The sequence below is a fragment of the Thermus sp. FJN-A genome (genome assembly GCF_054655095.1).
The window spans coordinates 186,198-212,061 of record NZ_BAAHSC010000212.1 but is presented as its reverse complement, the minus strand read 5'-3'; the positions used below and the strand labels follow the sequence as shown (position 1 = coordinate 212,061).

Here is a 25,864-nt window from a genome sequence, read left to right as displayed (position 1 = left end):
TGGGGCCGCAACGCGAACGCGTGCCTAAGGAGGTGTGTATGAGGAAAGTCGGCGTGCTGGTAGCAGGTGTGGCTGCCCTGGGCATGGCCCTGGGCCAGGCCAACGTCATCAAGATCGCCACCCAGTCCCCCCTCTCCGGCCCCCAGGCCGCCCTGGGGGAGCAGATCAAGCTGGGGGCGGAGCTGGCGGTGGAGGAGGCCAAGGCCCGGTTCAAGGCCTTGGGCTTTGACCTGGTCTTGGTCCCCTACGATGACCAGGCCAACCCCGACGTGGGCGTGGCCAACGCCAACCGCATCATCAACGACCCGGACATCCTGGGCGTGGTGGGCCACCTGAACTCCGGCGTGGCCATCCCCTCCAGCGAGGTCTACGCCCGGGTGAACCTGGCCATGGTCTCCCCCGCCAACACCAACCCCCGGGTCACCGACCGCAAGCTCCCCAACGTGAACCGCATCTGCGGGCGCGACGACGTGCAAGGGCCGGTGGGGGCGGAGTACGCCTTCAACAACCTGAAGGTGAAGAACGTCTTCATCATCCACGACAAGACCGCCTACGGCCAGGGCCTGGCGGAGGAGTTCAAGAAGCGCCTCGAGGCCTTGGGCGGCAAGGCGGTGGCCTTCGTGGGCACCGAGGAGACCTCCAACTTCGTGCCCATCATCAACCAGATCCGCGGGGCCCGGCCCGTCCCCGAGCTCATCTACTTCGGGGGCATCTACAGCCAGATCGGCCCCTTCGTGAAGCAGCTCCGCGAGCGGGGCGTGAAGACCCGGCTCATGGGCGGCGACGGCCTGGATGCCAGCGAGTTCGTGCGCCTGGCGGGCAAGGAGAACGCCGCCGGCACCTTCTACACCACGGTGGCGGGCCCTGTCTCCGCCTTCCCCAAGGCCAAGGCCGTGGCCCAGCGCTTTAAGCAGAAGTACGGCAAGGACCTGGAGGGCTTCGGCATCTACGCCTACGATTCCGCCAACGTGCTCATGGCCGCCCTGGAGAACGCCATCAAGGCCGCAGGCGGCAAGAAGCCCACCCGGGAGCAGGTGAGCCAGGAGGTGCGCAAGGTCAAGATGGAGGGGCTCACCGGCACCATTGAGTTCGACGACAAGGGCGACAACAAGAAGGCCAAGTACTTCGTCATGCAGGTGGCCTCCACCGGCAACTGGGCCGACAACAAGCTGATCCGCGTCATCGAGATGGCGGCCCCGGGCGCCCGGTAACCTGAGGCAACCAGGAGGGGGTGGCCCAACGGCCACCCCCTAAACTAGGGAAAAGGAGGCGTCTTGCTCGAGCAGATCCTCGCCCTTCTGCCCCAGGTGATCTTCGACGGCTTCATCCTGGGCTTCGTCTACGCCATGGTGGCCCTAGGGTACACCATGGTCTACGGCGTTTTGGAACTCATCAACTTCGCCCACTCCGAGATCTTCATGATCGGGGCGGTGGTGGGGGTGGAGGTCTTCCGTTACCTGGCCCCCCACGTGGGAAGCGGCCTGCTCCTCCTCCTTCTTGCCCTGGTCCTGGGCGGGGTGGTGGCGGGGATTACCGCCATCCTGGTGGAGCGCTTCGCCTACCGCCCCCTGCGCAAGCGGGGCACCACCAACCGCCTGGTCCCCCTCATCACCGCCATCGGGGTCTCCTTCATCCTCCAGGACCTGGTGCGCCTCATCGAGGGCCTCTGGCACAACGAGTTCTTCCTGCGCATGCGCACGGTGGAGGACCTCGAGGGCTCCTTGGAGCTTTTCGGCGGGGCCATCTTCGCCCAGAACAAGTCCTTCATTCTCATGGGGGTCTCCTTGCTCATGCTCCTGGGCCTTACCTACCTGGTGAACCGCACCAAGCTGGGGGTGGCCATCCGCGCGGTGGCCCAGGACCTCTCCACCGCCAGCCTCATGGGCATAGATCCCGACCGCATCATCTCCCGCACCTTCCTCATCGGGGGGTCCTTGGGCGGGGTGGCCGGGGTGCTCTTCGCCCTGCAGTACACCACCATCACCCCCTACGTGGGCTTTCTGCCCGGCATCAAGGCCTTCACCGCCGCGGTCCTGGGGGGCATCGGCAACATCCCCGGAGCCATGGTGGGGGGGCTGGTCCTGGGCCAGCTGGAGAACTTCTTCGGCACCTACCTGCCCATCCTGACTAACGGCAACTTCGGCACCGAGTACAAGGACGTGGTGGCCTTCCTGATCCTCATCCTCATCCTCTTGCTAAGGCCCCAGGGCCTCCTGGGGCAGGTGGTCAAGGAGAAGGTATGAGCGCCCTTTCCCTCCTCCTCAGCCTGGCCTCCCTGGGCCTGGCCTTTCTCGCCCCCGGGGTCTTCGCCAACCTCTTCGGCCTGGGGGCCCTGGCGGTGGCCGCCTTCGCCCGCCTCTCCCCCCAGGGGCGCACCCTGAGCCTGGCCCTCCTCACCCTGGCCTTCACCGTGGGCCTGCAGCGCTCCGGCAACACCCTGGGCCTCATCGGCCTGGTGGGCATCCTGGTGGCCCTCACCACCCTCCCCAGGATCCCCACCGGGGTCAAGGTGCTCCTGGGGCTGGTCATCCTCCTCCTTTCCGTGCCCCTGGCGGGCTTCGCCAACACCTTCATCTTTGAGCTGGGGATCCAGATCGGCATCTACGCGGCCATGGCCCTGGGCCTCAACGTGGTGGTGGGCATGGCGGGGCTTTTGGACCTGGGCTACGCCGCCTTCTTCGCGGTGGGCGCCTACACCTGGGCCATCTTCGGTTCCGAGCAGGCCCGGAACTTCATGCAGGGGCACTTCCCCCTGCCCGGGGAGTTCATGTACCTCTTCATGGGCATCGCCGTGGTCACCACCGCCATCACCGGCCTGCTCATCGGCCTGCCCGCCCTGCGCCTCCGGGGGGACTACCTGGCCATCGTCACCCTGGGCCTGGGGGAGGTGGTGCGCATTCTGGCCAACAACCTGGACCACCCCATCAACTTCACCAACGGACCCCAGGGCATCACCCCCGTGGCCCGCCCCCCCATAGACTGGTTCCGCGACCTCATGGCCGCCCTAGGGGTGCATCTGGACCAGACCACGGACTACCAGCTCTTCTTTTACCTCCTGGTTCTCCTCATGATCGGGCTGGTGGTCCTGGTGAACGTGAACCTGGCCAACTCCCGCTTTGGCCGGGCCTGGGTGGCCATCCGGGAGGACGAGGTGGCCGCCCGCTCCATGGGCATCCCCCTCCTGCCCACCAAGCTCCTCGCCTTCATGACCGGGGCCGCCTTCTCCGGGGTCATGGGGGTCATCTTCGCCGCCCAGCGCACCTTCGTCTCCCCCGAGTCCTTCACCCTGCTCGCCTCCATCACCATCCTGGGCATGGTGATCCTGGGAGGCATGGGCTCCATCCCCGGGGCCATCCTGGGGGCCGCGGCCTTGACCATCCTGAACCTGGACATCCTCAAGACCTTCAGCGAGTTCGTGCGCACCAGCCTGCCCCAGATCCCCAACCAGGTGGACCCCGCCAAGTACGAGCGCCTGGTCTTCGGCCTCATCCTGGTGCTGATGATGATCTTCCGCCCCGAAGGCCTTATCCCCGAGAAGCGCCACAAGGCGGAGATGGAGGAAGCATGAAGGCCCTGGAGGTCACGCAAGCCACCAAGCGCTTCGGCGGCCTCGTGGCCGTGAACGAGGTGAGCCTCTCGGTGGACCAAGGGGAGATCTTCTCCGTCATCGGTCCCAACGGGGCGGGGAAGACCACCTTCTTCAACCTCCTCACCGGCATCTACGCCCCCGATGAGGGCAGAATCCGCCTCTTCGGCAAGGACATCACCGGCTTCTCCCCCGACCAGGTGGCCAAGGAGGGGGTGGGGCGCACCTTCCAAAACATCCGCCTCTTCGGGGCCATGACCGTTTTGGAGAACCTCCTGGTGGGCATGCACATCCACATCCGCGTCCCCTACTTCCACGCGGTCTTCCGCACCCCCTTGGCCCGGCGGGAGGAGCGGCGGGCCGAGGAGGAGGCCAAGCGGCTACTCGCCTACGTGGGCCTCCTCCACCGCAAGGACGAGCTGGCCAAAAACCTCCCCTACGGGGAGCAGCGCAAGCTGGAGATCGCCCGGGCCTTGGCCTTAAAGCCCAGGCTTCTCCTCCTGGACGAGCCCGCCGCGGGCATGAACCCCAGGGAAACGGAGGAGCTCCAGGCCTTCATCCAAAAGCTCCGGGCGGAGCTCGGCATCACCATCGTGCTCATCGAGCACGATATGCGCCTGGTCATGCGCATCTCCGACCGCATCGCCGTGCTGGAGTACGGCTCCAAGATCGCGGAGGGCACCCCCGAGGAGATCCGCCAGAACCCCCGGGTCATCGAGGCCTACCTGGGCCGGGGCGCCGCGGGAGGTGGGGCATGAGCCTTCTGGAGCTAAAGGACATCCACACCTACTACGGCCACATCCACGCCCTTAAGGGCATCTCCCTCTCCGTGAGCGAGGGGGAGATCGTAACCCTCATCGGCTCCAACGGGGCGGGGAAGTCCACCACCTTGCGCACCATCAGCGGCCTGGTGAAGCCGAGGCAGGGGGAGGTGCGCTTCCAAGGAAAGCCCATTCACCGCCTTCCCGCGCACCAGATCGTGGCCCTGGGGGTGGGGCACGTGCCCGAGGGGCGGCGGATCTTTCCCCGGCTCACCGTGGAGGAGAACCTGGAGATCGGGGCCTACCTGGAGAAGGACCGGAAGGTGGTGCAGGAGCGCAAGGAGCAGGTCTTCAGCCTCTTCCCCAGGCTCTACGAGCGCCGCGCCCAGAAGGGGGGCACCCTCTCCGGGGGCGAGCAGCAGATGCTGGCCATCGGCCGGGCTCTCATGCAAAACCCCCGGATCCTCCTCATGGACGAGCCCAGCATGGGCCTCGCCCCGGTCTTGGTGGACTTCATCTTTGAGATCATCCAGAAGCTCAACCAGGAGGGGCGGACCATCCTTCTGGTGGAGCAAAACGCCCGCCTGGCCCTGCAGATCGCCCATCGGGGGTACGTGCTGGCCACGGGGGAGATCACCCTCTCTGGCCCCGCCAAAGAGCTTGCGGAAAATCCCGAGGTGCAAAGGGCCTACCTGGGCGAGGGCTGAGCGGGATACCCCAGCTTGCGCCCCCATGGGGGGGCGCTTTATACTTGGTCCGGCACGACAAGGGGAAAGACCCCAGAAAGGAGCCGTATGAAGAGAAAAGTCTTGCTTGGCCTTCTGGTAGCCCTGGGCCTCGGGTTCGCCCAGAAGACCCTGGTCTTCGGGTCCAACGGGGAACCGGTGAGCCTCGAGCCGGGCAACATCACCGACGGCATCTCCATCTACGTGCAGCGGCAGATCTACGACACCCTGGTGGACTTCAAACCGGGTTCCACCGAGGTCACCGCGGGCCTGGCCACCAGCTGGTTCAGCTCCCCGGACGGCAAGGTATGGACCTTCCGCCTGCGCCAAGGGGTGCGGTTCCAAGACGGCACCGAGCTGGACGCGGAGGCGGTGAAGTTCAACGTGGAGCGCTGGTGGGACCCCAAGAACCCCACCCGCATTGACGCCGCCGCCCGCTACGAGATCTGGCCCGAGCTCTTCGGCGGCTTCAAGGGGGACGCTGGCTCCATCCTGAAAGAAGTCCAGGTGGTGGACAAGTACACCGTCCGCTTCGTCCTCAACCGGCCCTTCCCCGCCTTCCCCGCCGCCATCGGCTCCGGTTACTTCGGCATCGCCAGCCCCGCGGCCATCAAGAAGGACGGGGCCAAGTACGGCTCCCCCACCGGCAGCGCCGTGGGCACCGGCCCCTTCCGCCTGGTGGAGTGGCGCCCCGGGGAGCAGGTGGTCCTGGAGAGGAACCCCACCTACTGGAAGAAGGGCTTTCCCAAGGTGGACCGGGTGGTCTTCCGGGTGATCCGTGACCCCGCCGCCCGCCTGGCCGCCCTGAAGGCGGGAACCATTGACTTCACCACCGACATCCCCCCCGCCAACCTCCGGGACATCGAAGCGGACCGCAACCTGGATGCGGTCTTCCGCCCCTCCTTCAACGTGGGCTACCTGGCCTTGAACCCCGCCCACAAGCCCCTCTCCGACCCCCGGGTGCGGCAGGCCATCGCCATGGCCATCAACAAGAAGGCCATCGTCCAGGCCTTCTGGGGCAAGCTGGGCGTGACCGACGGCCACTTCACCCCGCCCTCCATGAAGGCCTTCCAGTCCCCTAAGGTCACGGACTACGAGTTCAACCCCCAAAAGGCCAAGGCCCTCCTGGCCGAGGCGGGCTATCCGGGTGGGTTTGACCTGGAGCTTTGGTACATGCCCGTCTCGAGGCCCTACTTCCCCACCCCCAAGGAGATCGCCGAGGCCATGGCCGCCGACCTGTCGGCCATCGGCATCCGGGTCAAGCTCCAGACCAAGGACTGGGCCAGCTACCTGAGCGACCGCAAGGCAGCCCCCGGCTTCCAGGCCTACATGCTGGGCTGGACCGGGGACTACGGCGACCCGCAGAACTTCTACGACCCCCACTTCGCCTGCCCCATCGCCGACCTCTTTGACGGCACGGGCAAGCCCCTCTGCGTCAAGGAGCTGGGGGACATCCTCACCAAGGCGGCCACCACCCCCAACCTGGAGGAGCGCAAGCGCCTCTACCAGCAGGCGGACGAGCTCACCTTCAACCTGGCCCTGCGCGTCCCCATCGTCCACTCCCAGCCCCTCCTGGCCAAGAGGAAGAACATCGCAGGCTGGGTGCCCAGCCCCTTGGGTTCCGAGTCCTTTGAGACCATAGAGAAGCGCTGAGCGCTTCCGCCCCGGGCCCCCTTCGGGGGGTCCGGGCTTTTTGAGGCCAAAAAATGTGGAGCTACGTTTTGCGGCGCCTTCTGGGCCTGATTCCCGTTCTCTTCGGGATCACCCTCCTGGTCTTCCTCTTCTTGCAGCTCATCCCCGGCGACCCCGCCCAGGCCATCCTGGGGGAGCGGGGCACGCCGGAGCAGCTGGCGGCCCTCCGGGAGAAGATGGGGCTCAACAAACCCCTTTACGTGCAGTACCTGACCTTCGTGAAGAGCGTGCTCACGGGGGACCTGGGCCAAAGCGCCGTCTCCACCATCCCCGTGGCCGAGGAGCTCAAGCGGCGCTGGCCCGCCACCTTTGAGCTGGCCCTGGCCGCCACCCTGGTGGCCGTGGTCCTAGGCATCCCCGTGGGCATCCTGGCGGCGGTGCGCAAGAACAGCCTCCTGGACACCCTCTCCATGAGCCTCTCCCTGGTGGGGGTCTCCATGCCCGTCTTCTGGCTGGGGCTCCTCCTGGTTTACCTCTTCGCCGTGAACCTCCACTGGCTCCCCACCGGGGGCCGGCTCTCCACGGACCTGGCCATCGACTTCCGGCCCATCACCGGGTTTCTCGTCCTGGACGGGCTCTTGTCCCTCAGGCCCCAGGTGTTGGGGGATGCCCTCAGGCACCTCCTCCTCCCCGCCCTCACCCTGGGCACCATCCCCTTGGCCATCCTCACCCGCATCACCCGGAGCGCCATGCTGGAGGTGCTCTCCCAGGACTACGTGCGCACCGCCCGGGCCAAGGGCCTGGCCGAGCGGCACGTCATCCTGAAGCACGCCCTGAAGAACGCCCTTCTCCCCGTGGTCACCATCGTGGGCCTGCAGTTCGGCACCCTTCTGGGCGGGGCCATCCTCACGGAGACCATCTTCTCCTGGCCCGGCATCGGCTCCTACATCTACGAGGGCATCCTCAACCGCGACTACCCCGTGGTGCAGGCCGGGGTGCTGGTGGTGGCCACGGCCTTCGTTCTCGTCAACCTTTTGGTGGACCTCTCGTACGCCCTCCTGGACCCCCGTATCCAGTACCGGTGAAGCCATGGAAACCCCTACGCGTCAAGCCCTTAGGCGCTTCCTGAAATCCCCCTCCGGCAAGGTGGGCCTGGTCCTCACCCTCTTCCTGGTGCTCCTGGCCCTTCTCATCCCCTTCCTGAAGCCTTACGACCCGGCCACCGACCGGGACTATCTGAACCGGCTCAAACCCCCCTCCCTCGAGCGCCCCTTCGGCACCGACCACCTGGGCCGGGATGTCTTCACCCGGGTCCTGCACGGAAGCCGCATCTCCTTGCAGGTGGGGGTGATCTCGGTGAGCATCGGCCTCTTCCTGGGTACCCTCCTCGGCCTCTTGGCCGGGTTCTACCGGGGAAGGGTGGAGCTTTTCATCGGCTGGCTGGCCGACCTCCTCCTGGCCTTTCCCGGAACCCTCCTGGCCATCGCCATCGTGGCCGTGTCCGGCCCCAGCCTGCAAAACGCCATGCTGGCCATCGGCATCGTGCAGGTTCCCGTCTACATCCGCCTGGCCCGGTCCATGGTCCTCTCCCTAAGGGAGCAGGACTTCGTGCAGGCGGCCTTCGCCCTGGGAGCAGGCAACGGGCGCATCCTCTTCCGCCACATCCTCCCGGGCACCCTGGCCCCTTTGGTGGTCCAGGCCACCCTCTCCATCGGCACGGCCACCCTCGAGGCCGCCGCCTTGGGCTTCCTGGGCCTGGGGGCCCAGCCCCCTGCCCCGGAGTGGGGGGCCATGATCGCCGACAGCTTCAAAGGGGGGTACGCCATGAACGCCCCTTGGACCATGATCTTCCCCGGGCTCTTCATCATGCTCACGGTGCTCGCCTTCAACCTCCTGGGGGACGGCCTCCGGGACGCCTTGGACCCCCGTAGCCGCTAGCCAGGCTCAACGAAGCCTTAAGGACCGGGGGTGAAGGGGCGGGTATCATGGGGTCATGAGAAAGGGCCTGGTTTTCCCCCTCCTTCTCCTCCCCCTCCTCGCCGCCTGCGAGGTGCTGGAGGGCTCCCGCTACCGCGTGGCCGAGGCCCAGATCCTCTTCCCCGAGGCCACGGAGCGCTGGACCTACTTCTACGGGGAGCCCCAGGAGGTGAGGCTAGGCGAAAGGACCCTCCGCCTGGAAAAGCCCGCCGGGCAGAGCCTCTGGGCGGTGCCGGGGGCGCTTTGGGTGGACGGAACCCCCGTCCTGCGGGAGGTGGGCCCCGCCTTGCGGCCCCCGGCCGAGGCGGTGCGGGGGCTCTCCGGCAGCCTGCTGGAGGTGCGCACCCAGACCAACCTCCGCGCCAGCTGGCTCTACGACGGGGTGGGGTGGGTCAGGCTCACGGGGAGCCTCCGGGAGGGGGAACGGCGTTCCCTGGTCCAACCCGCCACCTACCAGACCCCGGACCTCTACGCCTTCACCGGCACGGAGACCCAGGTGCTCCTGCGGGAGATCCTGGCGCGGCGGGGGGGAAAGCAGGTGGTCCTCTTCGAGTTGGCCGAACCCGTGCTCCGGCCCCTGGCTTTTAGCCCCGCCCCCGACGGCTACCGGGCGGGGGCCCTTCTGGTGCAGTACGGGCTTAGAGTGGAGTTGGTGACCCCTCCCACCCCTCCCTACCGGGTCCTGGACCGCGGCCTGAACGCCGCCTACCAGGAAACGGAGGCCCGGGCCTACCTGGCCAACAACCCCACCCGCTTCGCCGAGGTGTGGAACCTGGCGGTGGGCAACCGCCTGCCCCGCCCCCCGGCCCCCAGCGTGGACTTCCGCACCCGGAGCGTGGCCGCCTTCTTCTGGGGGCTGAAGCCCACCGGGGGGTACGGGCTCGAGGTGGCCGGGGTCACCTACGGGGGCGGCGCCGCCCGGGTGGTCCTGAACCTCACCGCCCCCCGGCCCGGGTCCGTGGTCACCCAGGCCCTCACCAGCCCCTACGTGATCCTGGAGCTGGAAAGGGTGAGCCGGGTGGTCTTCGCCGACCCCTCGGGGCGGGTGCTGGCGGAGGCCAGGGAATAATGCCACCCCATGCTGGCCTGCGCCAGCATGGGGGTATCCGGAGGCAACGAAGCGAACGAGAGGAGCCCTAGGGCTTTGCCGCGAGGAGCCCGGCCCTCAGGGCCCCCACCAGGTACAAGGAGCCCGTGGCCAAAACGGGAAGCCCGTCCCCCTTAGCGGCCCCCAAGGCGTGGAGGAGGGCCTCCCAGGGCACCGGAAAGAAGGGATCCCCGAGCTCTTCCCCCAAGGCCCCCTCCCCCGCCCGGGTATAGCGCACGCTCCTCGCCTTGGGGAGGAGGTGGGCGAGCACCCCCTTCACGTCCTTCCGGGGAAAGGCCCCAAAGACCAGGTGGTAGGCGGTGAACTCCCGGGCCAGGGCCTCCGCCGCCTTGGGGTTGTGGGCCCCGTCCAGGTAGACCTCCACCCCCTCCACCAGGAAGCGCTCCAGGCGGCCCGGGTGGCGCGCCCGCCGCAGCCCTTGGGCGATGGCCTCCTCGGGGAAGCCCAGAAGCCTTAGGGCCGCTGCGGCAAGCCGGGCGTTTTCCTCCTGGAAGGCCCCCCTTAGGGCAGGGGGGGCGGGGAGGGCGAAGAGGGGGTCCTGGGGGTCCAGGAGGTAGAAGGGGCACCCCCTCGCCTCCGCCACCTTCCGGGCCACCTCGAGGCCCACCCCCCCCGCCCCCGTGACCACGGGAACCCCCTGGCGGAAGGCCCCCGCCTTTTCCCGGGCCACCGCCTCCAGGGTGCCCCCCAGGGCCTCCAGGTGGTCCTCTTCCACGTTGGTGAGCACCGTGAGGACCACCCGGGAAAGGGCGTGGGTGGCGTCCTTCTCCCCCCCGACCCCCGCCTCCACCACCGCCAGCCGCACCCCCGCCTCCCGGAAGTGGTGGAAGGCGAGGGCGGTGGCCAGGTCAAAGAAGCCGGGAGGCTCGGGCCAGGCCTCCCTCCTCGCCCAGGCGGCGAAGCGCACCACCTCCTCCTCCGGGATGAGGCCCAGGTGGGTGCGGATGCGCTCGCGGAAGTCCAGGAGGTGGGGACTGGTGTAGGCCCCGTGGGCGAGGCCCCGAGCGGCCAGGGCGGCCTCGAGGTAGGCCACCACGCTCCCCTTGCCGTTGGTGCCGAGGACGTGCACCGCGGGGAAGGCCTCCTCGGGGTGGCCGAGGCGCCTGAGGATCTCCCGCACCCGCCCCGTGCCCCTTTCGCCCCCTCGCCGCTGGGCGAAGAGCCAGTCCAGGGCCTCCCGGTAGCCCATCATCCCTCCGCGTACTGCAGGCGGTAGAGGGTGGCGTAGTACCCTCCCTTGGCCAGGAGGTCCGCATGGGAGCCCTCCTCCACCAGGCGCCCCTTGCGGAAGACCAGGATGCGGTCCACCTTCCGGATGGTGGAGAGGCGGTGGGCGATGATCACCGAGGTCCGGCCCTCCATGGCCCGGTAAAGGGCCTCCTGGAGCCTCCTTTCCGTCTCCGAGTCCACGTTGGCCGTGGCCTCGTCCAGGATGAGGAGGATGTCGGGGCTGGCCAAAAGGGCCCGCACCAGGGCCAAGAGCTGCTTCTCCCCGGTGGAAAGCCCCGCCCCCCGCTCCCCCACCCGGGTGAGGTAGCCCTGGGGCAGGCGCAGGATGGCCTCGTGCACCCCCAAGAAGCGGGCCACCTCCTCCACCCTCTCCTCCGGGACGCCCTCGTCGAAGAGGCGCAGGTTGTCCAAGACGGTGCCGGAGAAGAGGAAGGGGTCTTGCAAGACGATCCCCACGTGCCGCCGCAAGGCCTCCTGGCGGTACTTTCGCACGTCCACCCCGTCCAGGCGCACCTCGCCCCGCTGCGGGTCGTAAAAGCGGGCGATGAGGCTCACCACGCTGGTCTTCCCCGCCCCCGTGGCCCCCACCAGGGCCACCTTCTCCCCGGGGGTGATGCGGAAGGAAACCCCCTTGAGGACCCAGTCCTTCTCCGTGGGCTCCACGCCCTTGGGGGTGTAGGCGAGCCAGACGTCCTTAAACTCCACCTCCCCCCGGAAGCGGGCCATGGGCCTGGGGTTCTCGGGGTCCTTCAGCTCCTCCTCCGCGTCCAGGACCCCGAAGATGCGCTCCGCGCTCGCCATGGCCCCCTGGAAGAGGTTGAACTTGTCGGAGAGGTCCTGCAGGGGCTGGAAGAGCTGGCGGGTGTAGTCCACGAAGGCCACCAGAAGCCCCAAGGAGGCCGCCCCCCGCACCACCTCGCCTCCCCCGTAGAAGAGGAGGCCCGCCACGGCCAAGTCCCCCAAAAACCCCACCACGGGAAAGAAGAGGGCGAACCAGCGCACGATCTCCACCCAGGCCCGGAGGAGGTCCTGGCCCAGGCGGTCAAACTTCTCCTCCCGCTCCCTCTCCTTGACGAAGAGCTGGATGGTCTCCACCCCGGAGAGGTTCTCCTGAAGCGCGGCGTTAAGGCGGGCAAGCCTCAGGCGCATCTCCCGGTAGGCGGTGCGCATGCCCTGGCGCACCCAGGCGGTGACCCAGAGGAGGACGGGCACCACCAGGAGGACCACCAGGGTGAGCTTGGGGCTCAGGACCAGCATGAAGGCCAGGAGGCCGAAGAGGGTAAAGAAGTCGGCCACGACCCCCACCAGCCCCCCGGTGATGAACTGGTTGATGGCGTCCACGTCGGAGGTGACCCGGGTCATGAGGCGGCCCACGGGGTTCTTGTCGTAAAACCCCGGGTGCAGGCGCATGAGCTTGGCGAAGAGGGCGCTTCTAAGGTCAAAGAGGACCCGCTGGCCCACCCACTGGATGAGGTAGGTCTGGCCGTAGGTGGCGGCGAAGTTCAGGCCCCGCACCATTAGAAAGCCCAGGCTCACCCAGAGGAGGAGGGCGAAGCGCTCCTCCAGGGGCCTGGGCTCCTGGGGCACCAGGGCCCCGTCAATGGCCCACTTGAAGAAGAGGGGGGTGGCGGCGGCGGTGAGGGTGGTGGCGAGGAGGAAGAGGAGGGCGAGGCCCACCTGCAGGCGGTAAGGCCCCACGTACCGGAGGATGCGGGCGAAGAGCACCCGGTCAAAGGCCTTGCTGAAGGCGTCCTCCTGGGTCATCCCTAAACCTCCGCCTCCATGCGCTGGATGCGGTCCAGCTCCGCATAGAGCCCCCCCGCCTCCAGGAGGCTTTCGTGGGTGCCCTCCTCCACGATCCGCCCCCCGTCCAGGACCACGATCCAGTCCGCATGGCGCAAGGTGGCGGTGCGGTGGGAGATGAGGAAGGTGGTCTGGCGGCCCAAGACGGTCTTCAAGCCCTCCAGGATCCGGGCCTCCGTCTCCGTGTCCACCGCGCTCAGGGCGTCGTCCAGGATGAGGATCTTCGGCCCCTTGGCCAGGGCCCGGGCCAGGGCCACCCGCTGCCGCTGCCCCCCGGAAAGGGTCACCCCCCTTTCCCCCAAGACCGTCTCGTACCCCTTAGGGAAGGCCAGGATCTCCTCGTGGACCCCGGCCAGCCTCGCCGCCCACGCCACCCGCTCCCGGTCAGGGGCCTCGAGGCCGAAGGCGATGTTCTCCAGGAGGGTCTCGCTGAAGAGGAAGGGCTCCTGGGGGGCCACCCCCACCACCTTGCGGAGCGCGGCCAAGGGGATGCGCCTCACCTCGTACCCCCCCACGAACACCCTCCCCTCGCTCGGGTCCAGGAGGCGGGGGATGAGGGCCGTGAGGAGGCTCTTCCCCGCCCCCGTGCGCCCGGTGATCCCCAGGGTCATGCCCTCAGGCACCGTGAGGGTGATGTCCTTGAGGAGCCAGCGCCCCTCCATCTGGAGCCCCACCCCTGCAAAGCGCACCTCCCCGGAGAGGTCCTCCGCCCGCAGGGGCAAAGGGTCTTCGTCCCGGACGGCGGGCTTTTGGTCCAGGAGTTCCAGGAGCCGCTTCAGGCTGGTGAAGCCCCGCTGGTACATGGCCATGACCCAGCCCAGGCCCAGGATGGGCCAGGTGAGCTGGGCCAGGTAGGCGTTGAACTGCACCAGCTGGCCCACGGAGAGCTCGCCCTCCACCACCATCCTTCCCCCCACCCACAGGACCAGGAGAAAGGCGAAGCCCATGAGGAAGCCCAGGAGGGCGTGCATGGGTCCCTCCACCCGCACCAGGGCCAGGCTCTTGGCCATGTAAACCCGGTTGAGGTCCTGGAAACGGGCCAGCATCCGCCCCTCGAGGGCATACCCCTTCACCACCCGGATGCCGCTGAAGGCCTCCTGGGCCAGGGTGCTGATGGCGTCAAAGGCCTCCTGGGCCTCGCGGTAGCGCCGGTCGATGAGCCTCAGGAGGTAGAACATCGCCCCGCCGATCAGGGGAAGGACCAGGGTGAGGTAGAAGGCCAGGCGGGCGTTCACCCAGTACATGGAGAGGAAGGCCAAGAGCACCAGGAAGGAGAGGCGGCTTCCCATCATGATGCCCGGCCCCACCATCTCCCGCACCGCGGAAAGGTCGCTGTTCAGGCGGTTCATGAGGTCGCCCACCCGGGTCTGGTGGTAAAAGCCCCGGTCTAGGGTGAGGAGGTGGTGGAAGAGGTCCTTTCTCAGGTCGTACTCCACCTGGCGGCTGGCCACCACCGCCAGGCGGCGCATGAAGAAGGAGAGGAGGGCGCTCACCCCCCCGGATAGGAGGAGGAAGGAGGCGTAGCGCCCGTAAGCCCCCCCGTGCCCCACCGCGTCCACCGCCAGGCGCAGGAAGTAGGGGGTGAGGACGAAGAAGAAGATGGAGAGTAGCCCCGCCAGGACTCCCCAGGTGTACCGGGCCCGGTAGGGGGCCAGGTAGGGCAGGAGGCGGCGGAGGAGGGCTGACCGGTCGGTCATAAGCTAGAGTCTACCCCAATCCCAGCCAGCAAACGGGACCCCGCCCACTTATCCCCCTTGGAGCTCCCGCTTGAGGTCTTTGAGGGCCCCGCTCCAGTCCTCCCCCAGGGTCACCAGGCGGTGGGGCTTGGCCAGCCTCCTGGCCGCCTTGCGCAAGAGGCCCGGGATGGGCGGGCAGGCGTAGGAGACCACCAGGAGGAGGCCCTTCACCCTTCCCAGCCGGTGCAGGTAGTGGACCATGCCCAGAAGCTCCCGGTCCGTGGGGAGGTCCATGGGAAGGAGCCGGTCCCCCTCCTCCCTCAGCCGCTCCGGGGGCAGGTCGGGGAAGTAAGGGGCGAGGTCCTCCCGGGCCAGGGCCTCCCGCACCCGCTCCCGAAAGCCCTCGTCCTCCAGGAGGTAGGGCTGGGCCACCACCCCCACGCTCCCCTGGGGGGTCTTGAGGGGCGGGGGTGGCTTGAGGCGGCCCCGCACCCGGTCCAGGGCCCGGCCCACCACCATGGGGTTCCCCGTGAGGAGGTGCCCCACCTCCCCCGCCCGGCCCAGGGCCCGCTCCGAGAGCTCCGCGGGCACCTTCAGCGCGGGCGGGGCCCCGGGGAAGTAGCGGAGGAGGGAGGCCTCGAGGTCCAAAAGCCAGGGGCAAGCCCCCCCGCCCCGCTCGGACTCCACCCCCCCTTGGAGGTCGGGCAGGAGGAGGTAGTCCACCCCCCGGGCCTTCAGGTCCGCCACCTGGGCCAGGAGGGCCTGCACGGGAAGGCAGTAGGGCTGGCGGGGGTCCGGGGAAGAGGCGGAGCGCACCACCTCCACCCCCAAGGCCTCCAGGTAGGCCACCCAGAAGTCCAGGTAACGGCGGGAAAGGAAGCCCTCGAGGACGCCCACGCGCATACGCCCTATCCTACGCCAAGGGCGCGCAAGAAAGCCAGGAGGACCCGCTGCCCCTCCCGGAGGCTTCCCGGTAGAACCCACTCCCCCTCGGTGTGGGCCCCGCTCCCCCGGTAGACCCCCAGGGCCAGGGCGGGAATCCCCCGCTCCACGGCGGCCCCGGCGTCGGTGGAGCCCGGCTGGAAGAGGGGCTTTTCCCCGATCTGGGCTAAGGCCTCCTCCGCCGCCCGGAGGAGCCCGGGGGTGGCCGTGCTCCCCGCGGGCCTTTCCCCCAGCACCTCCAAAGAGAACTCCACCCCGTGGCGGCGGGCGGCCTCCCCCAGGGCCTCCTGGGCCTGGCGGAAAAGCCCCTCAAGAAGCTCCGGGGAGAGGGCCCGGATCTCCAGGAGGGCCGAGGCCCGGGGTGGGATGGCGTTCACCGCCTTTCCCCCTTCCAGGAGGCTCGCGTTCAGGCTGGCCTCCGGGAGGCCCTGCCCGGGGGGGAAGGCCTCCCGGAAGCGGGCGTGAAGCCCCGCCAGGGCCTCGGCCAGGGCGAAGACGGGGTTAGGGCTTCCCCGGTCCCCCCAGGCGTGCCCGCCCCGGCCCAGGAAGGTGGCCCGGAAGCGCACCGCGCCCAAGGCCCGGTCCACCACCCCGGGCAGGTAGCCGTCCACCGCCACCACCACCTCGGGCCTCAAGGCGGCCACCAGGGCCCGGGCCCCCCTGAGGTTGCCGAGGCCCTCCTCCCCCACGGTGAAACCCCGGACCACCCCCGGCATCTCCGGCAGGGAGAGCAGGACGGCCACCCCGCTCGTGTTGTCCCCCACCCCTGGGCCGTAAAGCCGCCCCCCCGCCCGCCGGGGCGGGGCCGGGGGGAGGACGGTGTCCAGGTGGGCCAGGAGGAGGACCCGCCCCTCCCCGGCCCAGACGTTCCCCAGGCCGTCCTGCCTGGCCCCCGGCAGGCGGGAGGCCACGTACGCCCCCCTGGCCTCTTCCCCCGCCAGGGGGGCTAGCTCGTGGAGAAACCGGACTGGGTCCAGGAAGGCCACTACTCTTCCGGCTCGGGCTGGGCCAGCCCCTCGCGGATGGCGTAGAGGGCGGCCTGGGTGCGGTTGTTGAGGTGAAGCTTCTGGAAGATCTCCGAGAGGCGGTTGCGGACCGTCTTCTCGGAAAGCTGGAGTTCCGCGGCGATCTCCAGGTTGGTGTACCCCTGGGCCACCAGCTTGAGGATCTGGATCTCCCGCTCGGAGAGCTCCGCGTGCAAGGGGGTGCTGGCCTCCTTTTTGGCGCGGAAGTCCTGGATGATGCGCCCGGCCAGCTCCGCGTCCAGGAGCACCTCCCCCGCGTGCACCCGGCGGATGGCCCCGATGAGCTCGCTGGCGTCGGTGTCCTTCAGGAGATAGCCCCGGGCCCCCGCCTTCACCGCCTCAAAGACGTAGGCGTCCTGGCGGTACATGGTGAGGATGATCACCCGGGCCTCCGGCCACTCCTTGAGGATGGCCTGGGTGGCCTGCACCCCGTCCAGGCCCGGCATCTGGATGTCCATGAGGATGATGTCCGGCCTGGCCTCGAGGGCATGCCGGAGCGCCTCCCAACCGTCCTTGGCCTCGCCCACCACCCGGAAGTCCCCCTCCGCCTCCAAGAGGCTCTTCAAGCCCTGGCGAAAGAGGGCGTGGTCGTCCGCTAAGAGTACGCGTATCACCCTTCCATCTTAGCGCCAAGGGGCCTGGGGTATGGTGGAGGGGTGAAGGTTCTTGCGGTGGAGAAGCTGGTGCCCGGGGGGTTGGGCCTGGCCCGCACGGAGGAGGGGGTGGTCCTGGTCCGGGGGGCCCTGCCGGGAGAGGTGGTGCGGGGCGAGCTCGTGCGCCGCAAGGGAACGCTCTTCCTGGAGGCGGTGGAGGTGGTGCAAAGGCGGCCCGACCGCTACCCCAAGCCCCTCCCCCCCTCCGCCGACCTCCCCCTGGTCTACGAGGCCCAGCTCCCCCTGAAGGAGGGGCTGGTGCGGGATGCCCTGGAGCGCATCGCCCGCATAAGCGCCCCCCTCGCCCCCATCCGCCCCTCGCCCCGGGCCCTCGCCTACCGCACCGCCGCCCAGTACGCCCGCCACCCCCTGGGGGGCCTGGCCTACCGCCTTCCGGAAAGCCACGCCCTGGTGCGGGTGGAGGAGGACCCCCTGGTGGCCGAGCCCCTGGCCTGGGCGCTAGGGGTGCTCTCCACCTGGCCGCTACCCGTGGAGGAGGTGGCCTTGCGGGGAAGCCTTTGGCAAGGCCGGGTGCTCCTCGGCCTCATCGGGGGAAGCCCCGAGGCCCTGAGGCGCCCGGCCAAGGCCCTGGTGAAGGAGGGCTTCGCCGGGGTGGTCTGGGCCGAGCCCTCCCCCAAGGGCCGTTTCCGGGGCCGCGTGGCGCTCCTCGCCGGGGAGCGAACCCTCCTGGAGCGCTTCGGCCCCCTCACCGCCCAGGTGAGCGTGGAAAGCTTCAGCCAGGTGAACCCCCTGGCGGCGGGGGAACTCTTGGCGGAGGCCCAGGGCCTGGTGGCGGGGGGCGGGCGGGCCCTGGAGCTCTACGCGGGCTCGGGCCTCCTCTCCCTCCTCCTCGCCCCCCGCTACGAGGAGGTGGTGGCGGTGGAGATCAGCAAGGAGGCGGTGCGCCGGGGGGAGGCGGACCGGAAGCGGCTCGGGGTGGAAAACGTGCGCTTCCACCGGGGGGATGCCCGGGAGGCGGCGCGGCTTGGGGCCTTTGACCTGGTGGTCCTGGACCCGCCCCGCGCGGGGCTTTCCCCCGAGGTGCGGGCCTACCTCAAGGCCACCCGGCCCCGGGAGATCCTCTACGTGGCCTGCGACCCCGCCACCTGGGCCCGGGACGTGGGGGAGCTCGCCCGCGAGGGGTACGGACTGGCCTTCGCCCGCCCGTACGATTTCTTCCCCTTCACCCACCACGTGGAGGTGCTCTCCCTGCTCCGCCTAGGGTAGGGGAAGGCCGGAAAAGAAGGGGTAGGGGTCCACGGGCACCCCCATGAGGCGCACCTCCAGGTGCAGGTGGGGCCCGGTGGAAAGCCCGGTGCTGCCCAAGAGGCCGATCACCTGCCCCCCTCGCACCCGTTCCCCCACCCGCACCCTCCGCTCCGCCAGGTGCCAGTACCCGGTGCAAAGCCCCATCCCGTGGCTCACCAGCACCGCCTCCCCCCGCACCTTGAGCCTCTGGGAGAGCACCACCACCCCCTCGGCCACCGCCCGCACCGGGGTCCCCGGGGGGGCGGCGAAGTCCAGCCCCTCGTGGTAGGAGGTGAAGAGGGTGCCGTACTGCCTGCGCGTGCCGAAGGGGCTGGTGATGCGCCCCTCCGCGAGGGGCTTGACAAAGGCCTTCCAGGGCCCCAAGCCCCCTCCCTTGGGGCAGGCGGCCACCACCCTCTCCCGCTCCGCCTTCAGGCCGGGGTCCTGGAGGAGGCCCTCCAGGGAGGGGGAAAGGCGGAGGACCTCCTTGGGGTACCCCCCCGGGGCCACCCGGAGGGGCCAAAGGAGGGAGGTCCCGTCCAGGTGGAGGCGCAGGGGATACTCCCCCGGCTCCTGCAGGGCCCCCACCGGCAAGAGCCCCCAAAGCCCCCCCCTTCCAGGCCACAGGGGGTAGCGCGCCCCCAGGAACTCGGCAAACCCCTCCCGGTACCCCGTCACCTGGAGGCCGAAGGCCCGGCCTTGGACGGGGGCCAGGTAGCGTAGCCAGCCCCGGGGAAGGGCCGCCTCCATCGCCGGGCGCACCCGGAGCACCTGCCCCACCCGGAGGCGGTTCGGGTCCGCAAGCCCGTTTAACCGGACAAGCTCCTCCAGGGTGGTGCCGTAGCGGCGGGCGATGGCGGAGAGGGTTTCCCCCCGCTCCACGGTGTGGGTCTGGGCCAAGGCAAAAAGGGCCAAGACCGCAAGGCCGAGGTGCTTGGGCATGGGCTTATCCTATGGGGAAAGGAGCCCCTATGGTGCTGATCCTGAACGGTCCCAACCTGAACCTCCTGGGCGGGCGGGAGCCCGAGGTCTACGGCCGCACCACCCTCGAGGAGCTGGAGGCCCTCTGCGAGGCCTGGGGGGCCGAGCTGGGCCTGAGCGTGGCCTTCCGCCAGACGAACTACGAGGGCCAGCTCATAGAGTGGGTGCAGCAGGCCCACCGGGAGGGCTTCCTGGCCATGGTGCTGAACCCCGGGGCCCTCACCCACTACTCCTACGCCCTCCTGGACGCCATCCGCGCCCAGCCCCTCCCCGTGGTGGAGGTCCACCTCACCAACCTCCACGCCCGGGAGGAGTTCCGCCGCCACTCGGTCACGGCGGGGGCCTGCCGGGGCCTGATCTCCGGCTTCGGCCCCCTCTCCTACAAGCTGGCCCTGGTCTACCTGGCCGAGGTCCTGGAGGTGGGGGGCTGAGAGGCCACCCCAGGCCGGCGCAAGCCGGCCTGGGGACCCTTCCCCATCTCCTTGCAACCGATCCCAAAAGCCGCCCCGGGTCTTGAGAGGAAGGCCCGTGCTATAATGAAAGACGGCGTCTAAGCGCCTTGAGGAGTGCCATGTCCCAGGTTCTGCCCGTAGAGATCACCGAGGAACTCAAGCAGAGTTTCATCAACTACGCCATGTCCGTCATCGTGGACCGGGCCCTCCCCGACGTGCGGGACGGGCTCAAGCCGGTCCAGCGGCGGATCCTCTTCGGCGCCTACCAGGAGGGGGTGCTCCCGAACCGGAAGCACGTGAAGAGCGCCAAGATAACGGGCGAGGTCATGGGCAAGTACCACCCCCACGGGGACGCCGCCATCTACGAGGCCCTGGTGCGCCTGAGCCAGCCCTGGAACCTGCGCTACCCCCTCATAGACGGCCAGGGGAACTTCGGCTCCATAGACGGGGACCCCCCGGCGGCCCAGCGCTACACCGAGGCCAGGCTCTCCCCCTTGGGGGCGGAGATGCTCCTGGACATAGACAAGGAGACGGTGGACTTCCGCCCCAACTACGACGGCTCCCTAAAGGAGCCCGAGGTCCTGCCCTCCGCCATCCCCAACCTCCTGGTGAACGGGGCGAGCGGCATCGCCGTGGGCATGGCCACCAGCCTCCCCCCCCACAACCTCAAGGAGGTGGTGGACGCCCTGGTGGCCATGATCGAGAACCCGGGGATCACCCTGGAGGAGGTCATGCGCCTCCTCCCCGGCCCCGACTTCCCCACCGGGGGGAAGCTTTCCCGGAAGGGCATCCAGGAGGCCTACGCCACGGGGCGGGGAAGCCTGAAGGTGCGGGCCAAGGTGCGCGTGGAGGAGAAGGGCCAGCGCCCCATGCTGGTGGTCACGGAAATCCCCTACCAGGTGAACAAGGCGAGCCTCATCGCCCAGATCGCCGCCCTGGTGAAGGCCAAGAAGATTGAGGACATCGTGGCCCTCCGGGACGAGTCCGACCGCCAGGGCCTGAGGATCGCCATTGAGCTCAAGCGGGGGGCCAACCCCCAGGTGGTCCTCAACCAGCTCTACAAGCACACCGCCCTCCAGACCTCCTTCACCGTGAACCTCCTGGCCATCGTGGACGGGGAGCCCAAGGTGCTCTCCCTCCTCGCCCTCATGCGCCACTACCTGGACCACCGCAGGGAGGTGGTGCGGCGCCGCAGCCTCTTTGAGCTCAAGAAGGCGGAGGAGCGGGCCCACGTCCTGGAGGGCCTCCTCATCGCCCTGGACCACATTGACGAGGTCATCGCCCTGATCCGGGCCTCCGAGGACGCGGCCCAGGCCCGGGCTGGCCTCCAGGAGCGCTTTGGCCTAAGCGAGGTCCAGGCCCAGGCCATCCTGGACATGCGCCTGCAGCGCCTGGTGGCCCTGGAGCGGGAGAAGCTTCTGGAGGAGTACCGGGAGCTCATGGAGGAGATCGCCCGGCTTAAGGCCATCCTCGAGGACGAGGGGCGGCTTCTCGCCGAGGTGAAGGCGGACCTCCTCCGGGTCAAGGAGAAGTACGGGGACGAGCGGCGCACCCTCATCACCGAGTTTGAGGAGAGCTTCAACCCCGAGGACCTCATTGAGGACGAGCCCATGGTCATCACCCTCACCGCCCAGGGGTTCCTGAAGCGCCTCCCCCTGGAGAGCTACCGGGCCCAGGGCCGGGGGGGCAAGGGTCTTTTGGCGGGCAAGACCAAGGAGGAGGACGAGGCCACCCAGGTCTTCGTGGCCGGGGCCCACGACGACCTCCTCCTCTTCACCAGCCGGGGCCGGGTCTACCGGCTCAAGGTCTACGACCTCCCCGAGATGGGCCGCCAGGCCCGGGGGGTCCACGTGAAGACCCTGCTTCCCCTCACCGAGGAGGAGGAGGTGGCGGCCCTCCTCTCCGTGCGGGGCCTCGAGGGGGAAGGCTACCTGGTCTTCGCCACGGAGCGGGGCCTGGTGAAGCGCACCGCCCTCAGGGAGTACCAGAACCTGGGCCAGGCGGGCCTCATCGCCATCAAGCTCCAGGAGGGGGACCGGCTCATCGGGGTGGCCCTCTCCGACCCGGAGGACGAGGCCATCCTGGCCACCCACGAGGGCCAGGCCATCCGCTTCCCCCTGGAGGAGGTGCGGGCCACGGGCCGGGACAGCCAGGGGGTGACGGGGGTGCGCTTCAAGAAGCCCGGGGACCGGGTGGTCTCCCTGGTGACGGTCAAGCCCGGGGAGATGGTGGACCTCCTCTCCGTGAGCACCCGGGGCTACGGCAAGCGCACCCCCCTCGCGGAGTACCCCCTGCAGGGCCGGGGCGGGATGGGGGTCATCACCTACGCCGCCTCCGCCAAGGTGGGCCGCCTCGCCGCCCTCCTCAAGGTGCGGGGGACGGAGGACCTCCTGGTCCTCTCCAGGAGGGGCCTCGCCATCCGCACCCCGGTGGCGGAGATCCGCCAGTACTCCCGGGCCACCGCCGGGGTCAAGGTGATGAACCTCCCCGAGGAGGACGAGGTGGCCAGCGCCTTCGCCGTGGACGAGGAGAAGTAAGGGGGGAAGATGGAGGAAGTGGTCCTCATCACCGTGCCCAGCGAGGAGGTGGCTAGGACCCTCGCCAAAACCCTGGTGGAGGAACGCCTGGCCGCCTGCGTCAACATCGTCCCGGGCCTCACCTCGGTCTACCGCTGGCAGGGGGAGGTGGTGGAGGACAAGGAGCTGCTCCTCCTGGTCAAGACCACCACCCACGTCTTCCCCAGGCTCAAGGAGCGCGTGCTCGCCCTCCACCCCTACACCGTGCCCGAGATCGTGGCCCTCCCCATCGCCGAGGGGCACGGCCCCTACCTGGACTGGCTCCGGGAGAACACGGGATGACCCCGGACATGCTGGACTTCCTCCGGGCCCTCCACCAAGAGGGAGCCCGGTTCCTGGTCATCGGGGCGTACGCCCTGGCCTTCTTGGGCAGGCCCCGCTTCACCAAGGGCCTGGACCTCTGGGTGGACGCGGAGGCAGCCCCCAGGGTCCTCGCCGCCATCCGCCGCTTCTTCGGGGGGATGACCTGGGCCTCGCCGTGGAGGACCTGGCAAGCCCCGGGGTGGTCCAGCTGGGCTACGCCCCAACCGTATAGACCTGGTGATCCTGGAAACGCCTCCCTTTGACGAGGCCTTTGCCCGGGCCCTGAAGCACGAGGTGGAAGGGGTTCAGGTCCACGTGGTCCATCCCGAGGACTTCAAGGCCCTCAAGCGGGCCTTCGGGCGGCCCGTGGACCTGAGGGACCTGGAGGAGCTGGAATGAGGGAGATCCGGCCCGTGGCCCGCAGGTTCCCCCTGGACGCGCCCCCCGACGACCGCACCGAGTGGCGGGAGGTGCCCCTGGAGGGAAGGCTTCGCGCCGTGTGGGAGATTGCCCTTTTCTGGACGCGGCTTAGGCTCGCCGAGGCGGAAAAGCGGGGGGAGAGGGTGGAGATCGCCACCCACCGCCTCCTCCCCGTGGCGAAAAAGCGCCCCCTGGCCTCTCCTGGGAAGGGCGAAGGGTAGCCGGGGCCGGATTTTTGCAACCTACAGGTTTACAAAATCCCCCGGGGCGTGCTAGCCTAGGGGCAAGGAGGCATGCCATGACCCAGGCCCGTGAAACGGTGAGCTTCAAGCCCGGCGAGGTCATCCTTTACCCAGGCGTCCCGGGCCCCAGGGACCGGGTCTACCGGGTCCTCGAGGGCCTGGTGCGCCTCGAGGCCGTGGACGAGGAGGGCAACGCCCTCACCCTGCGCCTGGTGCGCCCCGGGGGGTACTTCGGCGAGGAGACCCTCTTCGGCCTGGAGCGGAACTACTTCGCCGAAGCCGTGACCGAGGTGGTGCTGGAAACCCTCCCCCCGGAGCCCAGGCCGGAGGAGTTCCGGGAGGTCCTGGCCCACCTCTCCCAGGCCCTCTCCGCCGCCTACCGCCGCATTGAACGCCTGGCCACCCAGCGCCTCAAGAACCGCATGGCGGCGGCCCTCCTGGAACTCCTGGAAACCCCCTTGGCCAAGGAGGAGGAAGGGCAGCTGGTCCTAAGGGCCACCCACGACGAGCTGGCGGCGGCGGTGGGCAGCGTCCGGGAGACGGTCACCAAGGTCATCGGGGAGCTTTCCCGGGAGGGGTACATCCGCTCGGGCTACGGCAAGATCGTCCTCAAGGACCTGAAGGGCTTAAGGGAGCTGGCGCAAAGCCGCGGGGACGGGCGGTAGGGGCCCCCTAAGCACCCCGAGGAGGCTTCCGCCTCGTGGGGGGCCCCCAAGGGGCATGCCCACAGGGGTAGACCGAAGACCGGGTGCGGCGAAACCGCGGCGTTGGCCCTTAGCGGAAGGGCTCCAAGGAAGGGGGTGCTAAACTGAAGGCCATGCGGCTGCGCCAGCGGCTCCTCACCGGGCTCGTCACCCTCCTGCCCCTCCTGGTGACCCTCTACTTTCTGGGCTGGGTGTACACCTACTCCGGCGGGTACATCCAAAGCTTCCTGCGCCTCCTGGACCTGGAAGTGCCCCGGGCCTACCAGCCCGCCTTGCCCTTCGTGGGCCTCCTTCTGGCGGCGGCCTTCATCTACCTGGTGGGAACCCTCGCGGAGAACTACCTGGGGCGGCGGCTCATCCACTCCCTGGAGCGCTCCTTGCTCCTCTTCCCCATCGTGCGGGACATCTACAAGGCCGTGCAGCAGATCGCCCACACCCTCTTCGGCCACCAGGAGGTGAAGTTCAGCCGAGCGGCGGTGATCGAGTACCCCCGAAGGGGGCTCTACACCCTCTGCTTCGTGGTCCAGCCCGTGGGGCACCGCCTCCCCCCCCTGCCGGAGGGGTACACCGCCGTCCTGGTGCCCACGAGCCCCGTGCCCGCAAGCGGCATGGTCATCCTGGTGCCCTCGGAGGAGGTCATCCCCCTGGACATCAGCGTGGAGGAGGCCTTGAAGTACGTGGTCTCCGCGGGCTTCCTGCTCCCCGAGAAACCCCAAGGAGCCTTAACCTCCCTCCCACAAAGGGCGGAACGGTCCCCCTAAAATGAGGGGGTGATGCGCCCCTTAGCCCTCCTCCTCCTTCTGGGCGCGGCCCTGGCAGCCCTGCCCCCCCTCCTGGGGCCAAGCCTCCCCTCGGGCACGGAGCTCAGGCTCCTCTCCCAGGACCTCCGCACCCTGCACGGGGCCTGGCGGGTGGAGGGAAAGCGCCTCCTCCCCCTCTCCCCCCCCGTACCCCCCCGGCCGGGCCAGGAGGTGCAGCTCCTCCTGGTCCTCCCGGGGGAGAAGCCCCGCCCCTTCCCCGGGGTGGCGGACCGGGGGGACGTGCTTCTGCTCAAGGACCAGGAACGGCTAAGCCTCCTCAGGCTCCTTAAGGAGGTCTACGGGCTCAGCCCTCCGGAAAGGCTTTGGCCATGAGGCGCATCCTGGTGATTGAGGACGACCCCGAGGTGGCCCGGCTGGTGGAGCTGGAGCTGAAGGAAGCGGGCTTCCAGGTGGACTGGGCCAAGAGCGGGATGGAGGGCCTGGTGAAGCACCGGGAGAAGAAGCCCGACCTGGTGGTCCTGGACCTGGGCCTCCCCGACCTGGACGGGGCGGAGGTGGCCCGGCGCATCCGGGCCACCGACGAGACCCCCATCCTGGTCCTCACCGCCCAGGACGCGGTGGAGCGCAAGGTGGGCCTCCTCTCCGAGGGGGCCGACGACTACCTGGTCAAGCCCTTCCACCCGGCGGAGCTTCTGGCCCGCATCCAGGTCCAGCTCCGGCACAGGGAGGGGAGCGAGGTCCTTAGCGTGGGGAAGTTGGAGCTCTACCCCAAGCGGCGCCAGGTCTTCTTCGCCGAGCAAGAGGTGCGGCTTTCCCCCAAGGAGTTTGAGCTCCTCCAGCTCCTCATGAGCCGCCCCGGGCGGGTCTTCCCCCGGCAGGAGATCGAGGAAAGGGTCTGGGGCAAGCCCTTGGGCCGGGAGTCCAACGTGCTGGACGTGCACGTGGCCAACCTCCGGGCCAAGCTGCGGGAGGCGGGGGCCTACGGCTACCTGCGCACGGTGCGGGGCCTGGGCTACGCGGTGCGCCCCGGCAGGCGGGAGGAAGAAGCCTAAAGGGCCC

General features: G+C 69.2%; 25 protein-coding genes and 1 pseudogene. 19 read left to right on the top strand and 7 right to left on the bottom strand.

All coding sequences use genetic code 11. From position 1 onward, the window contains the following. Positions 1–38 precede the first annotated feature (38 nt). The 9 genes from ACYQ0J_RS11530 to ACYQ0J_RS11490 all read left to right on the top strand — a co-directional run bounded on the left by ACYQ0J_RS11530 (position 39) and on the right by ACYQ0J_RS11490 (position 9,750). A complete protein-coding gene (locus tag ACYQ0J_RS11530) occupies positions 39–1,211 on the top strand; it encodes a branched-chain amino acid ABC transporter substrate-binding protein (RefSeq protein WP_460172247.1) in 1,173 nt (390 codons plus the stop codon). 63 nt (positions 1,212–1,274) lie between these two features. Further along, a complete protein-coding gene (locus ACYQ0J_RS11525) occupies positions 1,275–2,243 on the top strand; it encodes a branched-chain amino acid ABC transporter permease (RefSeq protein ID WP_460172246.1) in 969 nt (322 codons plus the stop codon). Next, complete coding sequence (locus ACYQ0J_RS11520; RefSeq protein ID WP_460172245.1) at positions 2,240–3,568, top strand: branched-chain amino acid ABC transporter permease; 1,329 nt, start codon at positions 2,240–2,242, stop codon at positions 3,566–3,568. The genes ACYQ0J_RS11525 and ACYQ0J_RS11520 overlap by 4 nt, the downstream gene beginning before the upstream one ends. Continuing rightward, a complete protein-coding gene (locus tag ACYQ0J_RS11515; protein ID WP_460172244.1) occupies positions 3,565–4,344 on the top strand; it encodes an ABC transporter ATP-binding protein in 780 nt (259 codons plus the stop codon). Before ACYQ0J_RS11520 ends, ACYQ0J_RS11515 begins: the two co-directional genes overlap by 4 nt. After that, on the top strand, positions 4,341–5,054 hold the full coding sequence (locus ACYQ0J_RS11510; RefSeq protein WP_460172243.1) for an ABC transporter ATP-binding protein: 714 nt from the start codon (positions 4,341–4,343) through the stop codon (positions 5,052–5,054). The genes ACYQ0J_RS11515 and ACYQ0J_RS11510 overlap by 4 nt, the downstream gene beginning before the upstream one ends. Positions 5,055–5,141: 87 nt before the next feature. Beyond that, entirely contained in the window at positions 5,142–6,725 is a 1,584-nt protein-coding gene (locus ACYQ0J_RS11505) for an ABC transporter substrate-binding protein (RefSeq protein ID WP_460172242.1), read from the top strand. A 53-nt stretch (positions 6,726–6,778) separates the two neighbouring features. Then, entirely contained in the window at positions 6,779–7,789 is a 1,011-nt protein-coding gene (locus ACYQ0J_RS11500; protein WP_460172241.1) for an ABC transporter permease, read from the top strand. A gap of 4 nt (positions 7,790–7,793) precedes the next feature. Then, positions 7,794–8,642 (top strand): ABC transporter permease, encoded by an 849-nt coding sequence (locus ACYQ0J_RS11495; protein ID WP_460172240.1) that lies wholly within the window; start codon positions 7,794–7,796, stop codon positions 8,640–8,642. Positions 8,643–8,697: 55 nt separating this feature from the next. Continuing rightward, the gene (locus ACYQ0J_RS11490) at positions 8,698–9,750 is read left to right on the top strand and encodes a protease complex subunit PrcB family protein (protein WP_460172239.1); all 1,053 of its coding nucleotides are present in this window, start codon (positions 8,698–8,700) and stop codon (positions 9,748–9,750) included. A 67-nt stretch (positions 9,751–9,817) separates the two neighbouring features. On the opposite strand, the gene ACYQ0J_RS11485 is transcribed toward ACYQ0J_RS11490, so the two are convergent. Genes ACYQ0J_RS11485 through ACYQ0J_RS11460 form a run of 6 tightly spaced genes read right to left on the bottom strand, consistent with a single transcriptional unit; the run spans position 9,818 to position 17,079 of the window. After that, positions 9,818–10,978, bottom strand: a complete 1,161-nt coding sequence (locus ACYQ0J_RS11485) for a bifunctional folylpolyglutamate synthase/dihydrofolate synthase (RefSeq protein WP_460172238.1) — start codon at positions 10,976–10,978, stop codon at positions 9,818–9,820. Next, positions 10,978–12,783, bottom strand: a complete 1,806-nt coding sequence (locus tag ACYQ0J_RS11480) for an ABC transporter ATP-binding protein (RefSeq protein ID WP_460172237.1) — start codon at positions 12,781–12,783, stop codon at positions 10,978–10,980. The genes ACYQ0J_RS11485 and ACYQ0J_RS11480 overlap by 1 nt, the downstream gene beginning before the upstream one ends. A gap of 2 nt (positions 12,784–12,785) precedes the next feature. Further along, entirely contained in the window at positions 12,786–14,519 is a 1,734-nt protein-coding gene (locus ACYQ0J_RS11475) for an ABC transporter ATP-binding protein (RefSeq protein ID WP_460172236.1), read from the bottom strand. A gap of 48 nt (positions 14,520–14,567) precedes the next feature. Continuing rightward, positions 14,568–15,401 carry a hypothetical protein gene (locus ACYQ0J_RS11470; protein ID WP_460172235.1) on the bottom strand — a complete coding sequence of 278 codons (834 nt, stop codon included), beginning with the start codon at positions 15,399–15,401 and terminating at the stop codon, positions 14,568–14,570. Between the two features lie 5 nt (positions 15,402–15,406). Beyond that, entirely contained in the window at positions 15,407–16,417 is a 1,011-nt protein-coding gene (locus tag ACYQ0J_RS11465) for a M20/M25/M40 family metallo-hydrolase (protein WP_460172288.1), read from the bottom strand. 8 nt (positions 16,418–16,425) lie between these two features. Beyond that, entirely contained in the window at positions 16,426–17,079 is a 654-nt protein-coding gene (locus ACYQ0J_RS11460; RefSeq protein ID WP_460172234.1) for a response regulator, read from the bottom strand. Positions 17,080–17,121: 42 nt separating this feature from the next. Between ACYQ0J_RS11460 and ACYQ0J_RS11455 the strand changes: the two genes are divergently transcribed. Continuing rightward, on the top strand, positions 17,122–18,345 hold the full coding sequence (locus ACYQ0J_RS11455; RefSeq protein ID WP_460172233.1) for a class I SAM-dependent RNA methyltransferase: 1,224 nt from the start codon (positions 17,122–17,124) through the stop codon (positions 18,343–18,345). Here ACYQ0J_RS11455 and ACYQ0J_RS11450 read toward each other — a convergent pair. Further along, positions 18,337–19,308, bottom strand: a complete 972-nt coding sequence (locus ACYQ0J_RS11450; RefSeq protein ID WP_460172232.1) for a LysM peptidoglycan-binding domain-containing M23 family metallopeptidase — start codon at positions 19,306–19,308, stop codon at positions 18,337–18,339. The two genes, ACYQ0J_RS11455 and ACYQ0J_RS11450, sit on opposite strands and share 9 nt — an antisense overlap. A gap of 29 nt (positions 19,309–19,337) precedes the next feature. On the opposite strand from ACYQ0J_RS11450, the gene aroQ reads away from it, so the two are divergent. The 9 genes and pseudogenes from aroQ to ACYQ0J_RS11405 all read left to right on the top strand — a co-directional run bounded on the left by aroQ (position 19,338) and on the right by ACYQ0J_RS11405 (position 25,857). Then, on the top strand, positions 19,338–19,778 hold the full coding sequence (gene aroQ / locus ACYQ0J_RS11445; RefSeq protein WP_460172231.1) for a type II 3-dehydroquinate dehydratase: 441 nt from the start codon (positions 19,338–19,340) through the stop codon (positions 19,776–19,778). 140 nt (positions 19,779–19,918) lie between these two features. Next, a complete protein-coding gene (gyrA, locus tag ACYQ0J_RS11440) occupies positions 19,919–22,336 on the top strand; it encodes a DNA gyrase subunit A (protein ID WP_460172230.1) in 2,418 nt (805 codons plus the stop codon). A 9-nt stretch (positions 22,337–22,345) separates the two neighbouring features. Then, complete coding sequence (cutA, locus tag ACYQ0J_RS11435) at positions 22,346–22,657, top strand: divalent-cation tolerance protein CutA (protein WP_460172229.1); 312 nt, start codon at positions 22,346–22,348, stop codon at positions 22,655–22,657. Then, positions 22,654–23,077 (top strand): annotated as a pseudogene (locus ACYQ0J_RS11430) (hypothetical protein). Before cutA ends, ACYQ0J_RS11430 begins: the two are co-directional and overlap by 4 nt. Further along, the gene (locus ACYQ0J_RS11425) at positions 23,074–23,319 is read left to right on the top strand and encodes a hypothetical protein (protein WP_460172228.1); all 246 of its coding nucleotides are present in this window, start codon (positions 23,074–23,076) and stop codon (positions 23,317–23,319) included. Before ACYQ0J_RS11430 ends, ACYQ0J_RS11425 begins: the two are co-directional and overlap by 4 nt. A gap of 77 nt (positions 23,320–23,396) precedes the next feature. Continuing rightward, positions 23,397–24,005, top strand: a complete 609-nt coding sequence (locus ACYQ0J_RS11420; RefSeq protein ID WP_460172227.1) for a helix-turn-helix domain-containing protein — start codon at positions 23,397–23,399, stop codon at positions 24,003–24,005. A gap of 152 nt (positions 24,006–24,157) precedes the next feature. Next, positions 24,158–24,805 (top strand): DUF502 domain-containing protein, encoded by a 648-nt coding sequence (locus tag ACYQ0J_RS11415; RefSeq protein ID WP_460172226.1) that lies wholly within the window; start codon positions 24,158–24,160, stop codon positions 24,803–24,805. Positions 24,806–24,817: 12 nt separating this feature from the next. Beyond that, complete coding sequence (locus ACYQ0J_RS11410) at positions 24,818–25,177, top strand: hypothetical protein (RefSeq protein ID WP_460172225.1); 360 nt, start codon at positions 24,818–24,820, stop codon at positions 25,175–25,177. Further along, complete coding sequence (locus ACYQ0J_RS11405) at positions 25,174–25,857, top strand: response regulator transcription factor (protein WP_460172224.1); 684 nt, start codon at positions 25,174–25,176, stop codon at positions 25,855–25,857. The genes ACYQ0J_RS11410 and ACYQ0J_RS11405 overlap by 4 nt, the downstream gene beginning before the upstream one ends. Positions 25,858–25,864: the final 7 nt, after the last annotated feature.

Coding starts and splice junctions, on each gene's coding strand:
- ACYQ0J_RS11530 (WP_460172247.1), top strand. CDS start 39: ATGAGGAAAGTCGGCGTGCTGGTAGCAGGTGTGGCTGCCCTGGGCATG.
- ACYQ0J_RS11520 (WP_460172245.1), top strand. CDS start 2,240: ATGAGCGCCCTTTCCCTCCTCCTCAGCCTGGCCTCCCTGGGCCTGGCC.
- ACYQ0J_RS11515 (WP_460172244.1), top strand. CDS start 3,565: ATGAAGGCCCTGGAGGTCACGCAAGCCACCAAGCGCTTCGGCGGCCTC.
- ACYQ0J_RS11510 (WP_460172243.1), top strand. CDS start 4,341: ATGAGCCTTCTGGAGCTAAAGGACATCCACACCTACTACGGCCACATC.
- ACYQ0J_RS11505 (WP_460172242.1), top strand. CDS start 5,142: ATGAAGAGAAAAGTCTTGCTTGGCCTTCTGGTAGCCCTGGGCCTCGGG.
- ACYQ0J_RS11500 (WP_460172241.1), top strand. CDS start 6,779: ATGTGGAGCTACGTTTTGCGGCGCCTTCTGGGCCTGATTCCCGTTCTC.
- ACYQ0J_RS11495 (WP_460172240.1), top strand. CDS start 7,794: ATGGAAACCCCTACGCGTCAAGCCCTTAGGCGCTTCCTGAAATCCCCC.
- ACYQ0J_RS11490 (WP_460172239.1), top strand. CDS start 8,698: ATGAGAAAGGGCCTGGTTTTCCCCCTCCTTCTCCTCCCCCTCCTCGCC.
- ACYQ0J_RS11485 (WP_460172238.1), bottom strand. CDS start 10,978: ATGGGCTACCGGGAGGCCCTGGACTGGCTCTTCGCCCAGCGGCGAGGG.
- ACYQ0J_RS11480 (WP_460172237.1), bottom strand. CDS start 12,783: ATGACCCAGGAGGACGCCTTCAGCAAGGCCTTTGACCGGGTGCTCTTC.
- ACYQ0J_RS11475 (WP_460172236.1), bottom strand. CDS start 14,519: ATGACCGACCGGTCAGCCCTCCTCCGCCGCCTCCTGCCCTACCTGGCC.
- ACYQ0J_RS11470 (WP_460172235.1), bottom strand. CDS start 15,401: ATGCGCGTGGGCGTCCTCGAGGGCTTCCTTTCCCGCCGTTACCTGGAC.
- ACYQ0J_RS11450 (WP_460172232.1), bottom strand. CDS start 19,308: ATGCCCAAGCACCTCGGCCTTGCGGTCTTGGCCCTTTTTGCCTTGGCC.
- aroQ (WP_460172231.1), top strand. CDS start 19,338: ATGGTGCTGATCCTGAACGGTCCCAACCTGAACCTCCTGGGCGGGCGG.
- gyrA (WP_460172230.1), top strand. CDS start 19,919: ATGTCCCAGGTTCTGCCCGTAGAGATCACCGAGGAACTCAAGCAGAGT.
- cutA (WP_460172229.1), top strand. CDS start 22,346: ATGGAGGAAGTGGTCCTCATCACCGTGCCCAGCGAGGAGGTGGCTAGG.
- ACYQ0J_RS11425 (WP_460172228.1), top strand. CDS start 23,074: ATGAGGGAGATCCGGCCCGTGGCCCGCAGGTTCCCCCTGGACGCGCCC.
- ACYQ0J_RS11420 (WP_460172227.1), top strand. CDS start 23,397: ATGACCCAGGCCCGTGAAACGGTGAGCTTCAAGCCCGGCGAGGTCATC.
- ACYQ0J_RS11415 (WP_460172226.1), top strand. CDS start 24,158: ATGCGGCTGCGCCAGCGGCTCCTCACCGGGCTCGTCACCCTCCTGCCC.
- ACYQ0J_RS11410 (WP_460172225.1), top strand. CDS start 24,818: ATGCGCCCCTTAGCCCTCCTCCTCCTTCTGGGCGCGGCCCTGGCAGCC.
- ACYQ0J_RS11405 (WP_460172224.1), top strand. CDS start 25,174: ATGAGGCGCATCCTGGTGATTGAGGACGACCCCGAGGTGGCCCGGCTG.